19 protein-coding genes and 1 pseudogene are annotated in these 14,360 nt (G+C 58.0%); all 20 read right to left on the bottom strand.

The genetic code is table 11. The features are described 5' to 3' along the window. Positions 1–294 precede the first annotated feature (294 nt). Entirely contained in the window at positions 295–648 is a 354-nt protein-coding gene (locus H8Z83_RS16640; RefSeq protein WP_110104192.1) for a cysteine-rich VLP domain-containing protein, read from the bottom strand. A gap of 4 nt (positions 649–652) precedes the next feature. Next, positions 653–796 (bottom strand): hypothetical protein, encoded by a 144-nt coding sequence (locus H8Z83_RS16635; protein WP_187016090.1) that lies wholly within the window; start codon positions 794–796, stop codon positions 653–655. 29 nt (positions 797–825) lie between these two features. Continuing rightward, a complete protein-coding gene (locus H8Z83_RS16630) occupies positions 826–1,575 on the bottom strand; it encodes a DUF4366 domain-containing protein (protein WP_187016084.1) in 750 nt (249 codons plus the stop codon). 2 nt (positions 1,576–1,577) lie between these two features. Then, complete coding sequence (locus tag H8Z83_RS16625; RefSeq protein WP_015563850.1) at positions 1,578–1,829, bottom strand: DUF4315 family protein; 252 nt, start codon at positions 1,827–1,829, stop codon at positions 1,578–1,580. A gap of 14 nt (positions 1,830–1,843) precedes the next feature. Then, positions 1,844–2,620: pseudogene (locus H8Z83_RS16620) on the bottom strand (C40 family peptidase); the annotation flags it as partial. A gap of 206 nt (positions 2,621–2,826) precedes the next feature. Continuing rightward, the gene (locus H8Z83_RS16615; protein ID WP_005936359.1) at positions 2,827–2,967 is read right to left on the bottom strand and encodes a CD1375 family protein; all 141 of its coding nucleotides are present in this window, start codon (positions 2,965–2,967) and stop codon (positions 2,827–2,829) included. Continuing rightward, on the bottom strand, positions 2,964–3,167 hold the full coding sequence (locus H8Z83_RS16610; protein ID WP_005936356.1) for a hypothetical protein: 204 nt from the start codon (positions 3,165–3,167) through the stop codon (positions 2,964–2,966). Before H8Z83_RS16610 ends, H8Z83_RS16615 begins: the two co-directional genes overlap by 4 nt. Continuing rightward, entirely contained in the window at positions 3,160–5,019 is a 1,860-nt protein-coding gene (locus H8Z83_RS16605) for a hypothetical protein (protein WP_243185093.1), read from the bottom strand. The genes H8Z83_RS16610 and H8Z83_RS16605 overlap by 8 nt, the downstream gene beginning before the upstream one ends. Continuing rightward, positions 4,934–6,184, bottom strand: a complete 1,251-nt coding sequence (locus tag H8Z83_RS16600; RefSeq protein ID WP_187016083.1) for a reverse transcriptase/maturase family protein — start codon at positions 6,182–6,184, stop codon at positions 4,934–4,936. Before H8Z83_RS16600 ends, H8Z83_RS16605 begins: the two co-directional genes overlap by 86 nt. A 358-nt stretch (positions 6,185–6,542) precedes the next feature. After that, on the bottom strand, positions 6,543–6,839 hold the full coding sequence (locus tag H8Z83_RS16595; protein WP_235254858.1) for a four helix bundle protein: 297 nt from the start codon (positions 6,837–6,839) through the stop codon (positions 6,543–6,545). A 28-nt stretch (positions 6,840–6,867) separates the two neighbouring features. Further along, complete coding sequence (locus H8Z83_RS16590) at positions 6,868–7,185, bottom strand: hypothetical protein (RefSeq protein ID WP_005936344.1); 318 nt, start codon at positions 7,183–7,185, stop codon at positions 6,868–6,870. Continuing rightward, the gene (locus tag H8Z83_RS16585) at positions 7,178–7,489 is read right to left on the bottom strand and encodes a hypothetical protein (RefSeq protein WP_005936342.1); all 312 of its coding nucleotides are present in this window, start codon (positions 7,487–7,489) and stop codon (positions 7,178–7,180) included. The genes H8Z83_RS16590 and H8Z83_RS16585 overlap by 8 nt, the downstream gene beginning before the upstream one ends. Further along, positions 7,476–7,805 (bottom strand): hypothetical protein, encoded by a 330-nt coding sequence (locus H8Z83_RS16580; RefSeq protein ID WP_005936339.1) that lies wholly within the window; start codon positions 7,803–7,805, stop codon positions 7,476–7,478. Before H8Z83_RS16580 ends, H8Z83_RS16585 begins: the two co-directional genes overlap by 14 nt. After that, positions 7,802–8,659 (bottom strand): serine/arginine repetitive matrix protein 2, encoded by an 858-nt coding sequence (locus H8Z83_RS16575; protein ID WP_187016082.1) that lies wholly within the window; start codon positions 8,657–8,659, stop codon positions 7,802–7,804. The genes H8Z83_RS16580 and H8Z83_RS16575 overlap by 4 nt, the downstream gene beginning before the upstream one ends. A gap of 4 nt (positions 8,660–8,663) precedes the next feature. Next, the gene (locus H8Z83_RS16570; RefSeq protein WP_187016081.1) at positions 8,664–9,794 is read right to left on the bottom strand and encodes a baseplate J/gp47 family protein; all 1,131 of its coding nucleotides are present in this window, start codon (positions 9,792–9,794) and stop codon (positions 8,664–8,666) included. Then, a complete protein-coding gene (locus tag H8Z83_RS16565; protein WP_187016080.1) occupies positions 9,791–10,201 on the bottom strand; it encodes a DUF2634 domain-containing protein in 411 nt (136 codons plus the stop codon). The genes H8Z83_RS16570 and H8Z83_RS16565 overlap by 4 nt, the downstream gene beginning before the upstream one ends. Continuing rightward, entirely contained in the window at positions 10,198–10,557 is a 360-nt protein-coding gene (locus H8Z83_RS16560; protein WP_227145900.1) for a carbamoyl-phosphate synthase subunit L, read from the bottom strand. The genes H8Z83_RS16565 and H8Z83_RS16560 overlap by 4 nt, the downstream gene beginning before the upstream one ends. A gap of 21 nt (positions 10,558–10,578) precedes the next feature. Further along, positions 10,579–11,334 carry a hypothetical protein gene (locus H8Z83_RS16555; protein WP_055188803.1) on the bottom strand — a complete coding sequence of 252 codons (756 nt, stop codon included), beginning with the start codon at positions 11,332–11,334 and terminating at the stop codon, positions 10,579–10,581. 10 nt (positions 11,335–11,344) lie between these two features. Beyond that, positions 11,345–11,935, bottom strand: a complete 591-nt coding sequence (locus tag H8Z83_RS16550) for a transcriptional regulator (RefSeq protein WP_187016079.1) — start codon at positions 11,933–11,935, stop codon at positions 11,345–11,347. Between the two features lie 14 nt (positions 11,936–11,949). Further along, positions 11,950–14,337 (bottom strand): phage tail tape measure protein, encoded by a 2,388-nt coding sequence (locus H8Z83_RS16545; protein WP_187016078.1) that lies wholly within the window; start codon positions 14,335–14,337, stop codon positions 11,950–11,952. Between the last annotated feature and the right edge of the window lie 23 nt (positions 14,338–14,360).

Here is a 14,360-nt window from a genome sequence, read left to right as displayed (position 1 = left end):
CATCGACCATTGCCCGGTAGCCCGCCGTAGCGGAGCCCGGCTGATAGTCGGAAAAGCTGTTCATATCTTTTGCCCGCTTTGCGGCTTCTTCGTTGATCGGATAATATTTCGGCATAGTATCTCCTTCCACAAAAGCCGGAACTTTGGGACAAATTGTCCCAAAGCCCCGGCAGTTAAAATGTTGACAGCATCTCACGGAAACAGGGCCAGACGTAGAAACATACGCCTCCCGCAGAAAAGGGCCTTAAAAAGCCTTGTCACAAGCGGGTTTTGGGTGTCCTAATTGTCAACACATCAGCCCCGCTTTTTTCGCATATATTCCCGCTGCTGTCTGCGGTGTGCCACCTTTGCACAGGCCGCCGAACAATAGGTTTGCCGTCCATCAGGAGCCACGGCTCTGCCACATACCGGGCAAGCCTTGAAATCCGGCCTTGGCCCCTCTGTCAGCAACGCAGCCTCCAGCGCCGGATCAAGGGGCAGAACTGCCTCGCGGAAGTAGCGGCAATAAGCCCCCGTCCAGCATTTTCCAAACATATAGCACTCGCAATCCAGCGGCAGGCAACCGCAGTCCCGGTCATAGTTGGCACACCATTTTGACACCAGCCTGCGGATTGCCGCTTTTTCTGTCCGGGTCAGTTCTCGGCCCACAGTATCACCTCCCGTTGCCCGGTGGTTTAAGCTGCTCCCGGTAGCAGAACACGCAGCCGATCCCGCGCCAGTAAGGGCAGCCGTCACAACGGGAGCCCTTCGGCGGCAGGCTTGGCGGCACACCCTTGAAGTAGCTTTTTTCTTTCATAAATCCCTCATAGGGGTTATTTGTAAATCTCATTCATTATCCTCGCTTTCGGTATCGTCCTCGTCCCAAGGCGGCCCATCGTCCTCGGGATCGTCATAATCGGCCAGTTCCTCGCTGTAATCCTCTTCGGGTACAGCAGCTTTTTCATGCTTCGGGCGGTAGATTTTGAAGTACCAGCCTGCACCGCTGCCCAGAACAGCCACTGCCAAAATCAGCAGAAGTGTCCCGGTATTGCTTTTTTGCTGGGGTTCGGGTTCCGGCTCCTCCGCAGGTTCCGTCACCGGAGCAGGTTCGGGAGCTGTGCCAGCACACTCGGTCATATTGACCGCGCAGACCTCGCAATCCGTATGGATGGCTCCGGGCGCACATTTTTCTGTACAGGAGCAGGCCGGAAGTTCTCCGCCAGCGGCCTCCAGTGCCGCCAGCAGATCGGCTTCATCCACCATGTTCAAAAAGTATGTGTGATACTGTTCGCCGTCCTCGTCCACAGGCTTGTCATAGTCAATGACAATGTAAAAGGTGTTGCCGCCGCTGGTTTCCACCGTGATGAACTGTTTGTTGGTTGCGGCATCGTAGAGCAGATCGCGGGTCACAAGGTTTCCATCCTCCGAAAAGCCCTCGCCCGGGGTAATGGTAGGCGCTGGCTCCGTGGCCGGAGTTTCTTCCACAACAGGCGGTTCCTCATTCCCGCCGTCCGAATAGGCATAGGCCGGGATTGCAAAGCCGCATAAAAGAACGGCGGAGCAAAGCCCCGCCGCCAACATACGAAAGTGTTTCATATTCAGTTTTCCTCCTTTTCTTCTTCGGACTTCGGGACACTTTGTCCCAAAGTACCTCCATCCTTCAGCTTTTCAAACAGCAGCGGGAGCTCCGTAAGGGAAATGCTCATACCGCGCACAATGTCCACGATCTCGCTGTTTTCCGCCTCCAGCTTTTTCTGCTCCAGCTCCTTGAGCCGGGCCTGCTGTTCACTGATTTTGGCCTTGACCTTATCAATCTCGGCCTGAATTTTCATGCTTTTGGTAGTTGCCATTTCAAAACCTCCTGTCACGGTAAACGCCCGTAGGCGTAAAAATGAGATTGCCAGTAGCTTGTATTCAAATTTGCGTAGCCGATGGGATCTCCGCAATGCAGCATTTTTCCATCACCGACATAAATCCCGCAATGGCTCACACCCGGCGTGTCATAGGTGCCTTTGAAGAACACCAGATCACCGGGTTTGGGAGAACTGGTCGGCGTACAGATGTTATAGAGCCCCTGGGCGCCCAGCCTGCCCACATTCCAGCCGGAGTGATTGATAACCCACGAAACGTACCCCGAGCAATCAAAGGAAGTGGCAGGAGAACTGCCTCCCCACACATAGGGATAGCCGATGTATTTCTGCGCTTCGGCAAGCATTGCAGCAAAGGTTTCATCGTCCAGATATTCTCCGGGCACTTCGTAATCACCGGGTTTCCCGGTAATGTACTTGTTCACATAGGGAGAATCTGGGAACAGATCGGGGCGGTTTCCCAGCGTTGCCATATAGATGGCATACCGGGAAAGCTGATCCTCGCCTATGACATACACGGGTACATGGGATAAATCAAAGTTCTCCAGCGTGACCGTACAGATGTAATAGTCGTAAGGCACCTGATAGGTGTCTGTATGGGAGTTGCCGTCCTCGTCCGTCCATGTGTCGGTTTCTGTGCGATACCGGGTTTCCACCACCACATCCTCCGTGAGAATGTACTGGCGGTCAAACAGCATTTGCAGCGTTCCCTGGACTTCCTCTATTGTCCATTGTCCCTCATGGAGCGCACACAAAAGAGAAAGCAGCACATAGGTGTAGCGCGACACGATTTTTGAGAAATTCGGACAGGATAATTGAGAAAAAATAGCGCCGTTCTAAGAAGAAAATCTTAGGCTCGTCCCACAGCAAACGCGGCCCCCTTCAAGGTGGTCTGCGTGTACTGCGGGACGAGCCTTTGTGGTTGCCCGGGAAAGATGTAAACTGCCTTTACCTCGGGGTTTTTGCTTCACCGCTTATCTCATTCGTTGGTAGCTTCTTCCTGAGTAGCCAAATACTCAGCAACAGGAATGATATAGGCTTCGGGAAGCTCCTCGATCTCGCGCTTGCCGTTCTTGACGAGAACGGCATAGACGGCGATCATATAGGTCTTAACCTTCATTTCTGCTTACCTCCTTTTTCAAGCATTTCAACACGGGCTTTCAGCTCCGCGTTGGACTGTTCCAGCGCAGCCAGCTCTTCAAAGAGTCCAGCGATCGCCTCGTAGAGGTCGACATTCCGTTCTTCCATCTCCTCTGCCCGGTCACGGGCGATCTTGGAGATAGGTTTTTTCGGAGTCAAATACTTCATAGCTTTATTCATACGCACCTCCGAAACCCGAGATGGAGACTTCACCCTCGAAGCCCTCATTCTTTGTGATGGTGAAACGGATATTCACGCCCCACTTGCTCGCGGTCTTGGTCTTGTTGGTGAAGTTGTAGACACGGTTGATCTGCACCATCGCCGTGATGTCCTCCCATGTGGGAACGGCGTCAAAACCGTTGTTGCACGCCTCCACCTTGGCGACCGCGCCCTCGATCTTCCACGTCGGCGTCACGAGCACCTTAGTCGCCGCTGCATCGGTCTCCTCCGGCGCGACCAGTTCGAACTTAATGACGGTCTCTTTCTTGCTGAAGGAGAATACACGGACGCTGGTGGCGAAGTTGCCGTCGACCGCCTCGATGCGGAGCTGGTGTTGTCCATTGGTAAGCGAGAGCCACTTCTCTCGGGTCAGCTCGATCGTTTCCTGCTGTCCCAGCGTTGCTTGATAGCTGCGGATCTGCACGTCATCCACGAACTCGGTGACGACCACATTGTCGCCCTCAACGTCGCTCACGGTGTAATTCTCTGCGAAACTCCCGTTCTTCAGACCGAGGGCCTTGTCCTGCCCGGAGATCGTCGGTGCGGAGTTTGTGCGTTTGAAGGTGACGCGACGGTAGGCCGTACCGCCCTTGCCGTCCGTGACGGTGATCTTGAGGGTGTTGACCGAATTAAGCCCCAGCGCATAGAGCTTCTCGGAGGTGATCGTCACGGTCAGCTCCTCGCCCTTGGGCGCATTGTTGATCGTGCGAATCGTCTCGTCGTTGAGTTCCTCCACGACGGTCAGTGTGTCGCCGTCCGCATCGTCAATGGTGTAGGCATAGGTGAAGCCGAGGTTCTTATCTCCGAGATTGCCGTCGCTGCCGGAAATGGTCGGTGCGGAGTTTGTGCGGGTGAACGTCCACGTCCGGGTCGCTGTGCCGCCCTGTCCATCGCTGACGACGACCTTGACGGTGTGTTTACCGAGACTTAGGGAGTCGACATCGACAGAGATGGTGTTTACCGAATTTCGCGTCGGGGCAAACGACTTCGTCGTTTGCCCATCGAGCGACTCCGTCGCCGTCAAGACGTCGCCGGAGTCGGCGTCATCGACCGTGTAGGTGATCGTGAAATTGCTGTTCTTATCTCCGAGGTCTCTGTCACTGTCAGAGATCAGAGGGTCAGTGTTCAGGATTTCAAGGACGGGGCGGAAACCGAGGCGCGGGGTGGAGCCCGTAGCATAGTCGTAGTTCCAGCTGCGGGCCGAACCGTACCCGCGAATCGCACGGCGCGACGTATTCGAGGAATACGTCTCTTGGCACCAAGTATAGACGCCCATCCAGTTCCAAAGCTGATTATGTGCACTGCTGAGATCGGTTGAATTGAGGCTGCTGTCGAGGTCGGAGGACACAGGAGCCGGAAGGCCCGTGATGACCTCCTCGCGGGTGACAAGCCTGTCCCACTCATTGTTGGTGGGCGTGCCGCCCGCGTATGCATCGGAGGTGTTGCGGTAGTTGCTGCCGCCCGTCAGGGATCGGCACTTGTACTTTGCGCCGTCAATGGTGACTTCCTTGCCGAAGATCCAGCCCGCGCTGTTCAGGTCGTTCCAAGTGACATTGACAAGGATGACACGGTCGCAGATGAGCAGTGTCTTGTCGCCGTCCTTGATCTTTACCCACTGGAGCTTCTTTGCGTCGTCTGAGGGCGTATTGCCGAAGCTGTAGTTTGAAATGCCTCCGGACATTGAGGGGATATTGCCCCTACCCGCGCCCGAATATGGTTCAGTGTCGTTACGCCACGGCTTTGTGGGTCTTGCCAGCGCCGCGCCGTTGTTGTAAAATCCGCCGAGCTTGACGGTTCCGAGATATTGCGCCATAAGGTAGCTCTCCTTCCGTTTTGATGAAGCGGTAGGGAGCGAATATCTTCTTCGCCAGATTGTGGGCGCAAGCCCATCGGGCGAAGCCGAGCCACGAATTGACCGATTGGACGATCGCTGCCTTCGTGATCGTGCCCTCCTGCAGCTTCTCCATCATCCGCTTGATGCGCCGCTTCTCCCGCCGTTTCGACTCGGTACGGAGAAGCAGATGCGTCGCTTTGATTTTGAAGCCGTAGGCGTTCACGCCCTGCCGCACATAGAAAATCTTGGTCTTCTGGTTGGTCTCAAGGTGCAGTCTCTCTTGGAGGAACACCTTGATCTTTGCTAACCACTCCCGGGCGATTTCCTTGTTTGGCGCTATGACGACGACATCGTCCATGTAGCGCGTGTAGAGCGTCGCACCGAGGAAGCGGATGCAGAATTGATCGAGCTCGTTGAGGTAGATGTTGGCGAAGTCCTGAGAACTCACATTTCCCAGCGGAATCCCTCTCTCGCCCTCCGGCGAGCTGTCGATCACTTTGCAAAGAAGCCTGTAAAAACGGAGGAAGTCCTCGTATTTCTCGGGGTACTTCTTCTTGAGCTTCTTGAACCGCTTCGCGATGATCTGCTTGAGCACGCTGCGGTCGATGCTGTAGAAAAACTTGCGGACGTCGATCTTGATGACCGTCGCCTCGTCGCCCCACTTCATGCGGGCGACCCTCATGTCATGCTGTACGTTGAAGGCAGCTCGGATGGGGCCTTTTCCGTACATACACGCAAATGAACGGTTGACGAATACCGGGCGGAAGAGCGTCTGCAGCTCCTGATGGATGACGAGCTGCACGATCTTGTCCCGCAGCGGCGGGATGTGGAGACTGCGCTCCTTCGGCTCCACGATGATCCTGTGCCGATACTTTCCCGGCGTGTACTCACTAACGCCCGCCTGTCTCGTTTTCTCAATTTTCTTGAGATCGCGCCACAGGCGCACGTTGTTCACCTCGGAATAGAGGTCGTAGAGCACGGCCTCCCGCGTGAACTTACGGCTGCCTCGCAAGGCGGTCTTGTAGCCCGCCTCGATCGCTGACCAGCCCACGGCGTCCTCATAGCTGGAGGGCGGAGGGATCGGCGGCACGAGGGCTTTCTTGGTGCTCTTCGTGTTGTAGAGCATAATGGGGAATTTCGTCATTCGTGGCATCCTTTCCTTTTAGAACGGCTTGGCACCCATGACGCGGGTTGCTACCCACATTGTAGACCTCCCTCCGCCTCCCAATACGAGAGGGCGGGCGAAGCTCAGTCACTGTTTTTACGCCGTTTCTCAACATGGCGAAGGATTACCTCTCCCTTGAAGTATAACAAGGACACGCACCTGAAGCCGTGGCCGCAGATGACGTAATAACCTACAAGGCGGGGCGGAAACCGAGGTTCGGGTTGGAGTTCGTAGCATTGTTGTTGTTCCAGTTGCGGGCCGAATTGTACCCGCGAATCGCACGGTTCGACGCCAGACAGAGATAACCCTGAGTAGGTGCTGTACTTTTTCTGATGGTCTATTTTCGGTTGTTGATGAAGAACTTTTGCAGTCCTCCAATGATGCGCCCGATCTCCTCGAGCTTTCCTTGCAGTTCCAAGAGTTTCTTCTGCGTGATGTACTTCTGGTTCTTGGCGACACCTAAAAGCACGAGCAGCAGTGTCTTCTCTGCGTCCGCCTCATCCAGCCACATGAGCCGTCTGTTGACGTTCGTGAGGTTGTTGGCCATAACAGCCGCTCGGATGAGCTTGTAGCAGGATTGCTTGATCTCTTGGCACAAGGAGAACTTCTCGGAGGCGGGGAAGTTTTTCAGCAAGGGGTATATATCCCTTTCGAGAAATATCTCAGTTTTCTTTTGTAGGACTGACGGCTCTGCCATGATACACACACCTCTTTTCCCGAACGCGGGCAAGTTCGGCGTGATCACCATAATATTCGAAGCCGTAGTCCGTGAGTTTGATCCTGACAGGCTTGCCGCTGATGATGCTGTGCCCTGTGATGAGGACGTCGGCGTCCCCTGTGAGGGACAGCCCCGCTTCCGTCTGCAGGTTCAGCACGCCATCCGGCAACCCGCCGCACTTCTCGCATACCGGGGCCAGCTCCACGAGCAAGCTCCCGATGATGCAGCTTGCTTCCTTGCGGCTGCAAGCGACCTTATACATAGATTTTTCGCGCCACAGAGTCGTAAATCCCTGACGTGATCGCGACCGAGGTCACGGTGTTGAAGTTGATGAGAAAGACATTGTTGACCATGTTGTTCAGCGTCGCATCCTTCAACACCTTAATCTCTTTCTGCGCGTCGGCAATCTGAGCCTCATGGAGAATGACCGCTTCACGGTTTGTGAAAATGCCTTCGTCCATGTGGTTCATATTCACCTGACTCACAGGCGTTCCTTCCTGAATGACCTCTCCCGTCTCAATGTCTTGGACGTGATCGAGCCACCCGATTTTTTCATAGGCTTTCATTGCTGCTTTCGACCTCCACTTCTAAGATATTATATTTGAAGGCTATATAAAGCCCCTTGCCCGGTGTTTTTGTGAAGACCCGCTCGCCCGCTGACGCGATGATGTCACCGTCTTTGTCCACGAGCTGCACCTCGGCGACGTCACCGATCACGGTATCGTCGAAGTAAATGTAGACCCTTGCGCTTGCGCCCTGCACGAAGCGGCGGAAGGGCTCCGCTGTCTGTGGCACGCCGTTGAGCGTGTAGTCCGCATGATCGACCGAGTCAACGAACCGCTGCCCGATCTTCTGGATACCGATAGAAGTCAATGTTTTCATTCTGCTGCGCCTCCTTTCGCGTTGGTAGAGCAGCGCGTAGAGGTGGAGCATCTCAGGTAGACCTTTGCACCCTGCGCCGCCTTCGAGCCCACCTCAATGTCCGAGGCGAAGCCCTGATAAATGGTGTACGCGCCGAAGTGATAGAACTCCTCGGAGGCTGCAAATGTGCCGGCTCTCGGGAAGGGATTGCCGCCGCCCGATGCGCCGCCTTGCGCCATGACCGTCGAGGCCACGAGATGTCCTTCACTGACGATATGCGGCCACACGCCGCACACGATCTCTCCGCACCTTGGATAGCGTGAGAAGCCTGTCTGAAGCCGGGATTGAATAATGAGCCCGCCGATGGTCTCCATGCCGTAGGCGGGCTTACTGCTGCCCTCCTTGACCTTGCGGACTTGCCCGTCGATGACCGAGAGATTTGTGATGCCGCTGGGCTTGGAACTGTTCAGGAAGATGATGAACTCAGCCCAGCGCTCCGCATCCTGATCGGCGAACAGTTCAATCCGGCTGCGGTCGTAGCCGAGCGCGGTCAGCGCGTAGAGAACGCCGCGCCGCGTGCCGCTCCACTGTGAGATGATCCCCTTCATGGACAGGCGCGTCCGATAGGCTTCGGCGTCCTCGCCCTCCAGTCGCGGCATATCCCGGTCTTGCCCATGCACGGGGAGCATGACCTCTGAGCAGCTTGCTACGTTCGCCTCGCTGCGCACGCGGAAGATCGCCGCCTTCAGGTCGTCGAACTCGCGCCCCATGACCTTGAAGAAGATGCAGAGCTGGTTGACCGTCTTCCGGCCCTTCTTCAAGGGAGCGAAGAGCAGATCAAACATATATTCCCCGAAGGTTTCAAACTGCTTCATCCGCTCACTCCCTTTCGACCGTCACGGAGACGTCGCCGAGGGTGATGACCTTGTCCTTACCCAGCTTCACATCCGCCTCCGGCTCGGAGACCGCCGCGTTGGTGGCCCCACTGTAGCCGCTGCGGATCGCGTGGTTGATGTCGGACAGGGTCAGCTCGTTGAGCTTGCGGCTGCGGCGCACGGCCAGCAGTTCGGTGAGGATCGCCTTGACCCGGTTCTCCACAGCCTCGTCCGTGTCCGCCGTGTCGGTCGTGACCGTGACGGAGATATTCTGCGATACGGTCACAGAGGACTTCACGAGAATATTATCATACGGGCCAGCGATCTTGTCAACGGCTTCTCTTACTGCCGCAAGCAGTCCCTCCGTTGCCTCGCCCGCCGTGCCTGTCACGATGACGTCCACCGTGCCCTGCCCGCGCGGGTGGTTGCAGTCGGCCTGTGCGAACAGTACGCCGGGGACGGACTCCGCCGCGTCAATGAAGGTGTCCTCCGTCGCCCGCTGCGCCAGCTCCGACCACGAGCGGAGTGTCCGCGCCCTCGCGCTCTCGTCATCCTCGGTGTCGCTGCCTTCCCGCACGATCCAGTCCTCGGCGTTGCTGAATGTGACGTCGCCGAGGTAGGTCAGCGTGCGCACGATCTGCCCTGCGGGGACGTTGTAGCGGCTGCCCTCTGTCTCGGCCTCCACCAGCACGTCCACGGAGGACGCGCCCTTTTGCAGCGTCGCCGCCTCCAGCACAAAGAAGCGCAGCTCCTCGCCGTTGATGTCGAGGATGCTCTTGAAGACGTGGCCCTTGGGGATTTTGACCGCCTCGCCCGTCATGTCGGCGCGTCTGACGGTGATGAAGCCCTGCGTCTTCTGCGCCTTCTTGCGCTTTTTGGAGTAGTCCGCCATCTTCAGGTCGAGCCACGCACCGCCCGCGTGGGAGACGAACATATTGTTCAGCACGACGCGGAGCAATTCAATGACCTCGACCTTGATGCGCAGCACGATCATGAGCATCGTGTAGAACACGCCGCCCGAATGGAAGTTGCTGATGACGAAGCCCTCGTCCTTCAGCTCCTCGACCTTCTGCTCCTTCAGCTCGTCCAGCGTAGGCAGAGGGAGCACGGCGTCCAGTATTTCCTTGTCGATCATTCTGATATCACCTCCACGCTCACCGCGCCGATGATGACGTCCAGCTCGTGCCGCTCGTCCTCCTCCGCGAAGCGGAAGGAGCAGTGCAGCACGACCGCGTCATCCTCGAACGCAATACTGATCTCAATGCTTTCCGGGAGGATGACCTCCCGCTTCTGCAGCTTGAGCCGCACCCGCTGGGTGATCTCCAGACGGGTCAGCTCCGTGTCCTCGGACTGGATGAAGTCATACAGGCCCCAGCCGAACTCGGCGTCATAGAAGACGTCTCCCGGCTGCGTGAGCGCCTCAAGGACGATGTTCTGATACAGACACTCCAGCCCCGAGCAGAGCGGCGCGTCGCCGTCTGTGGCCTGTGTGAGCTGCCACTCGCTGTTGAGCCGGATGTCCGTATCGTTCAAGCCCGTCATAGCTCCACCTCCCCGATGATCGCCGGGGTGAGGTCGCCGTAGGGAAGCGCGACGGCCACGACCGCCCCGGCCTTGAACTGTTTCTTAGACTTAATTCCCGGAAGCGCGGGATAGTTGGCGTCGGGGTTGCCGAAGCGGTCGATGACGGTGAGTTTGTACTCGTACCAGTAGGAGGTGATGTGCGCCTTGAACACCTCGCCCGTCACTTCGTTGTGGACGATCAGTTCCTCAATGTCAAAGGCGTCGCTCTTTGCCGCCGAGTCGATGGTGGCGAATACGGCGGCGGGGAGCTTCAAATGCGGGAAGTCCTGCGCCAGCGTCTTCTTCATAACGGACGCGACCATTTCTTCGAGCACGTCGGTTTCCTCCTTTCGGGGTCAGAAATAGATGTAGGTGCGGATGAAGCCGGAGTCGTTGGTCTTGCTGACCACCTTGGAGACCTCGACCTCACCGCTCACCTGCGGATGGATGAGGTTTATTTTGTGGGAGTGCTTGATGAATGGCGCGGAGACCGTCTCCAGCTCCCATACGCCGCCCGCGCGGCGCAGGTTTAGGATGTTCACGCCGCGCTCGAAGGTGTAGACCTTCTTCTGTTCCGGCTTCTCGTCCCAATAGAAGACGCCGCCCGAGAAGAAGAACGGAACACGAAGCCCCCACGCCGCATTGACGGCGTTGATCGCTTGGACGGCGGTCTGCCTCCGAATGGGGAGCATTTTGCGCGTCGGGTAGGTCTTGCTGGAGAGCTTCATCTTGGACAGGCCCGCCTGTGCAAGGAAGTACGAGATCAGCTCCTGCGGCGTGGTGTCGAGGAAGGTGTCGTTGATGATCGTCTCCTCCATGAGCAGCATCTCATCCTTCAGCGCGACCTCGTTGGCATACGTCCCGCCGTCGTAGTTGCCGGAGACGAAGCCCGTGAACACGTCCTCCAGCGTGCCGTCATAGCCGAGCTGGATGGTGGCGGGGTCTTTCTTCTTGAGCGAGAGCTTCGGGCGGAACTGGCTCGTGAAGCGGATCTTCGCCCAATCATAATACGAGGACTTCGAGGAATAGATCTCAAGCTCCACGCCTTCCTCGAAGGTGTAGGAACCGGCCTGTGCCGAGATCTGCGGGTAGTACAGTTCTTTCGTTTCCACTGTGGCCTCCTTAGTACGGCATGGCGGTCACTTTGTTCATCGCCGCCGTGGCGTCTGCGTCATCCCGTGCGGGGGACTTGCCCCGTCCGTTGCTCAGGTAGCTCTTGTAGCCCGCCTTCAGATTGCTCGCCGCGCCGCCGCCGGACTTGCCGGAGCCGGACTTGCCGGAGCCGGAACTGGAGCCGGACTTTGCCGTGATGGTCTGCGGGATGTACTCCCACAGCTCCAGCGTAGCCGTAAGCTGCCCGCGCTTGTTTTCGCCCTTGTGGGACAGCTTTTTGAAGATGACCTTCTCCACGCCGTGGGCGGCGGTGTCCTCGCTGATGATGGGGATGGGCTGCGGCACGCTCTGCCCGGGCGATCGGAAGATCGCCCGGAGCGTTGCGTATCGCTGGTACTTGGTCTGCGAGGGCGTGTCGTCGATGATCAGCTCGATGTTGACCTTGGCGTCCTCGTAGCCCGTTGCCTGTTTCGGCTTAGTGGCGCTGCCCTCGACCTCCTGCTCGTCCACCTTCGCGGTCTCAATGACCTCGATGCTTTTGACGAGACCGGGGAGGACGACGCCGTTGAGCTTGATCAGCTCGTCTTCTACATAGATCATAGCGTCCTCCTTCCTTATGCCGGGGCCGGGACGGCGTCCTCGTCGTCGCCGGGTTCGCCGTCCTCGTTGGCCGCTGCGTAGTCCTCGATCTCCTGCAAAATAGCGAGGAGCTGCTGCAGGTCTTTGATCTTCTTGAGGTCGACCGGGACGAGCAGCTTGTGGATGATGACCTGCTTGCCCTTACCGGAGCCGCCCTCATCGCTGCTCTCGTCCTTGTCCTTCTTCCCGCCGCCGAGGTCGACCTTCTTCTCCGGCTTGCGGTCAAGAGCGCCCTGCACCTGCTGGAGGCTCTTGTTCATCGCCTCTGCCGGGGCGTCGCCCGCAAGCGTCAGGCCGTGAGCGTAGGTAGTCATGGTGCGTTGGCCGGACAGGGTCAGCGTGGACAGCGGCCCCTCCTTCGCGTCAGAGAACGGGAGGAGGTTGCGGATCTTCTGCAAGCCGCCCTTTACGGCCTCGACCGCGCTGCTGAAGGCGGACTTGATGCCGTTTGCAAAGGTGGACACGATCCGTTTGCCGGACTCGAAGAACCACGTGACCGCGCCGGAGACGGCGTTCTTGATGTTGTTCAGGCCGTTGGAGAAGGCGGTGCGTGCGTCGGTGAACTTCTGTGAGATGCCTTGGACGATGTTGCTCATGGCCATCGAGAACTTCCCACGGATCTCCGAGAGCTTGCCGCCCGTGAGGTTGTCGATGAAGGTGTAGCCCGCTGTGTACCAGCCCTTGACCGCCTCCATCGCCGCCGCTGCGACGCCGGAAATGCCGCCGCCGTGTTCCTCGTAGGCCGTCTTGATGTTGGACAGCTTCTCGGACACGGTCGCCTTTGCCGCGTCCATGACGGAGCCGATCACGTTCCCGATGCCCTCAAACACCGACTTCGCGACCGAGCCCACCGCCGTCAGCGTTTCCTTGAAGAAGTTGATGACGGAGTTGACCGCATTGCGGAACCACTCACACTTGTTGTAGAGTAGCACCAGCGCCGCAATGAGGGCCACAATGCCAATGACGACCCATGTGACGGGGTTGGCCAGCAGCGCCGCCGTGAAGCTCCACACCGAGGATATGAGTGGTGTGAGCGCCCCTCGCGCCAGTGCGAAGCCGCCCTTGAGTATCTTGAACGCGCTGACCGTTTTTGTCACGACGAGGCCGACGCCGGAGATCAGGGCGATCAGCGTGCCGCCTACAGCGAGGAAACCGCCCACCGCAAGAACGATGAGCATGATGACCTTGACGAGCTCCTGGTTCTTCTCGATCCACGAGCCGACCTTCGTCAGCACGCCCTCGCCCTTGCTCATCAGGTCGTTGACCGTGGGGAGCAGGGAGTTTCCGATGCTCTCAGTGACGTTGTGGATGCGCTGCTTGAGTCGCTCGAAGCGTTCCGGCTCCGTCTCCTGAATGGCGGAGGCCATCTGCTCCGTGACCGACACGCCCTTTCCGAGCGAGCCGTACATATTGACGATGTTGTCCTGCAGGTCGCCGACCTTGTTATACATCAGGTCGATGAGCGCTACGGCCTCGGTGTCGCCGAAGGCTTTCTGCAGCTCCATCTTTTCGGCGGCGTCCATTGTCTCGCCGAACTTGCCCCGCAGGATGTCGAGGATCTCTGGCATACTCAGGAGCTGGTTGTTGGCGTCTGTGAACTTGAGCCCCAGCGCCTCGCCGCCCTTGGTGGCGCTGCGGAGGAAGGCTTTGTATTTTGTGCCCGCTTCCGCGCCGCCCATCGTTGCTTGCAGCATACCCAAGACGGAGAGCTGCTCTTCCAGCGGCACCTGCGCCGTGGTCGCCGATGCGCCGAGGTTCTGGATTGCCTGTGCCATGCCGGAGCCGGAGGTCTTGAACGCTCGGACGGCGTCGGAGATGCCAGCCGAGAACATCTCGCCGAACTCCATGTCGCTCAGGTCGCTGTAGTAGTCTTTATAAATGCCGTAGCCTGTGGCAAACAGCGAGGTCATCTCGCCCGCCGTGGACTTCGTCGCCTTTGCGGTCAGGGCCGCGAGGCTTGTGAACTCTGCGACGCCCTCATCAGAGAGGGAGGCGATGCCGCTCTTGATGTCGTAGGCCGCGCTGATGAAGTCCGCCTTCGACGTGCCCGCCCACTGATCGGAGAAGCTGCGTGCGGCGTTTTCGACCGCTTCAAGGTCTTGCACGCCCAGCGAGGCCAGCTCACCCAGCGCACGCCGCGTTTCAAAGGTCGCCTCTACCGGGGCGAGCACAGCGTTTACGATCTGTGAGCCCGTCTCCTGCATCGCCGCACCCGCCTTTGCCATGCTGCCGAAGGTCTGGCTTGCGGCGTCCAGCTTGGAGACGTTTGCGCCGACCTTGGACGCCACGCCCGCCATCGGCCCGGAGAGGTTGTCGATCATGTTCATAATGAGCGACAGCTTAAATACGGACTCTAAACTCATTTTCTGCTTTCACCTCCAGTTTG

The organism is Dysosmobacter segnis (genome assembly GCF_014297285.1).
Taxonomy (GTDB): Bacteria; Bacillota; Clostridia; order Oscillospirales; family Oscillospiraceae; genus Oscillibacter; species Oscillibacter segnis.
This window is presented reverse-complemented; position numbering and strand designations above follow the sequence as displayed.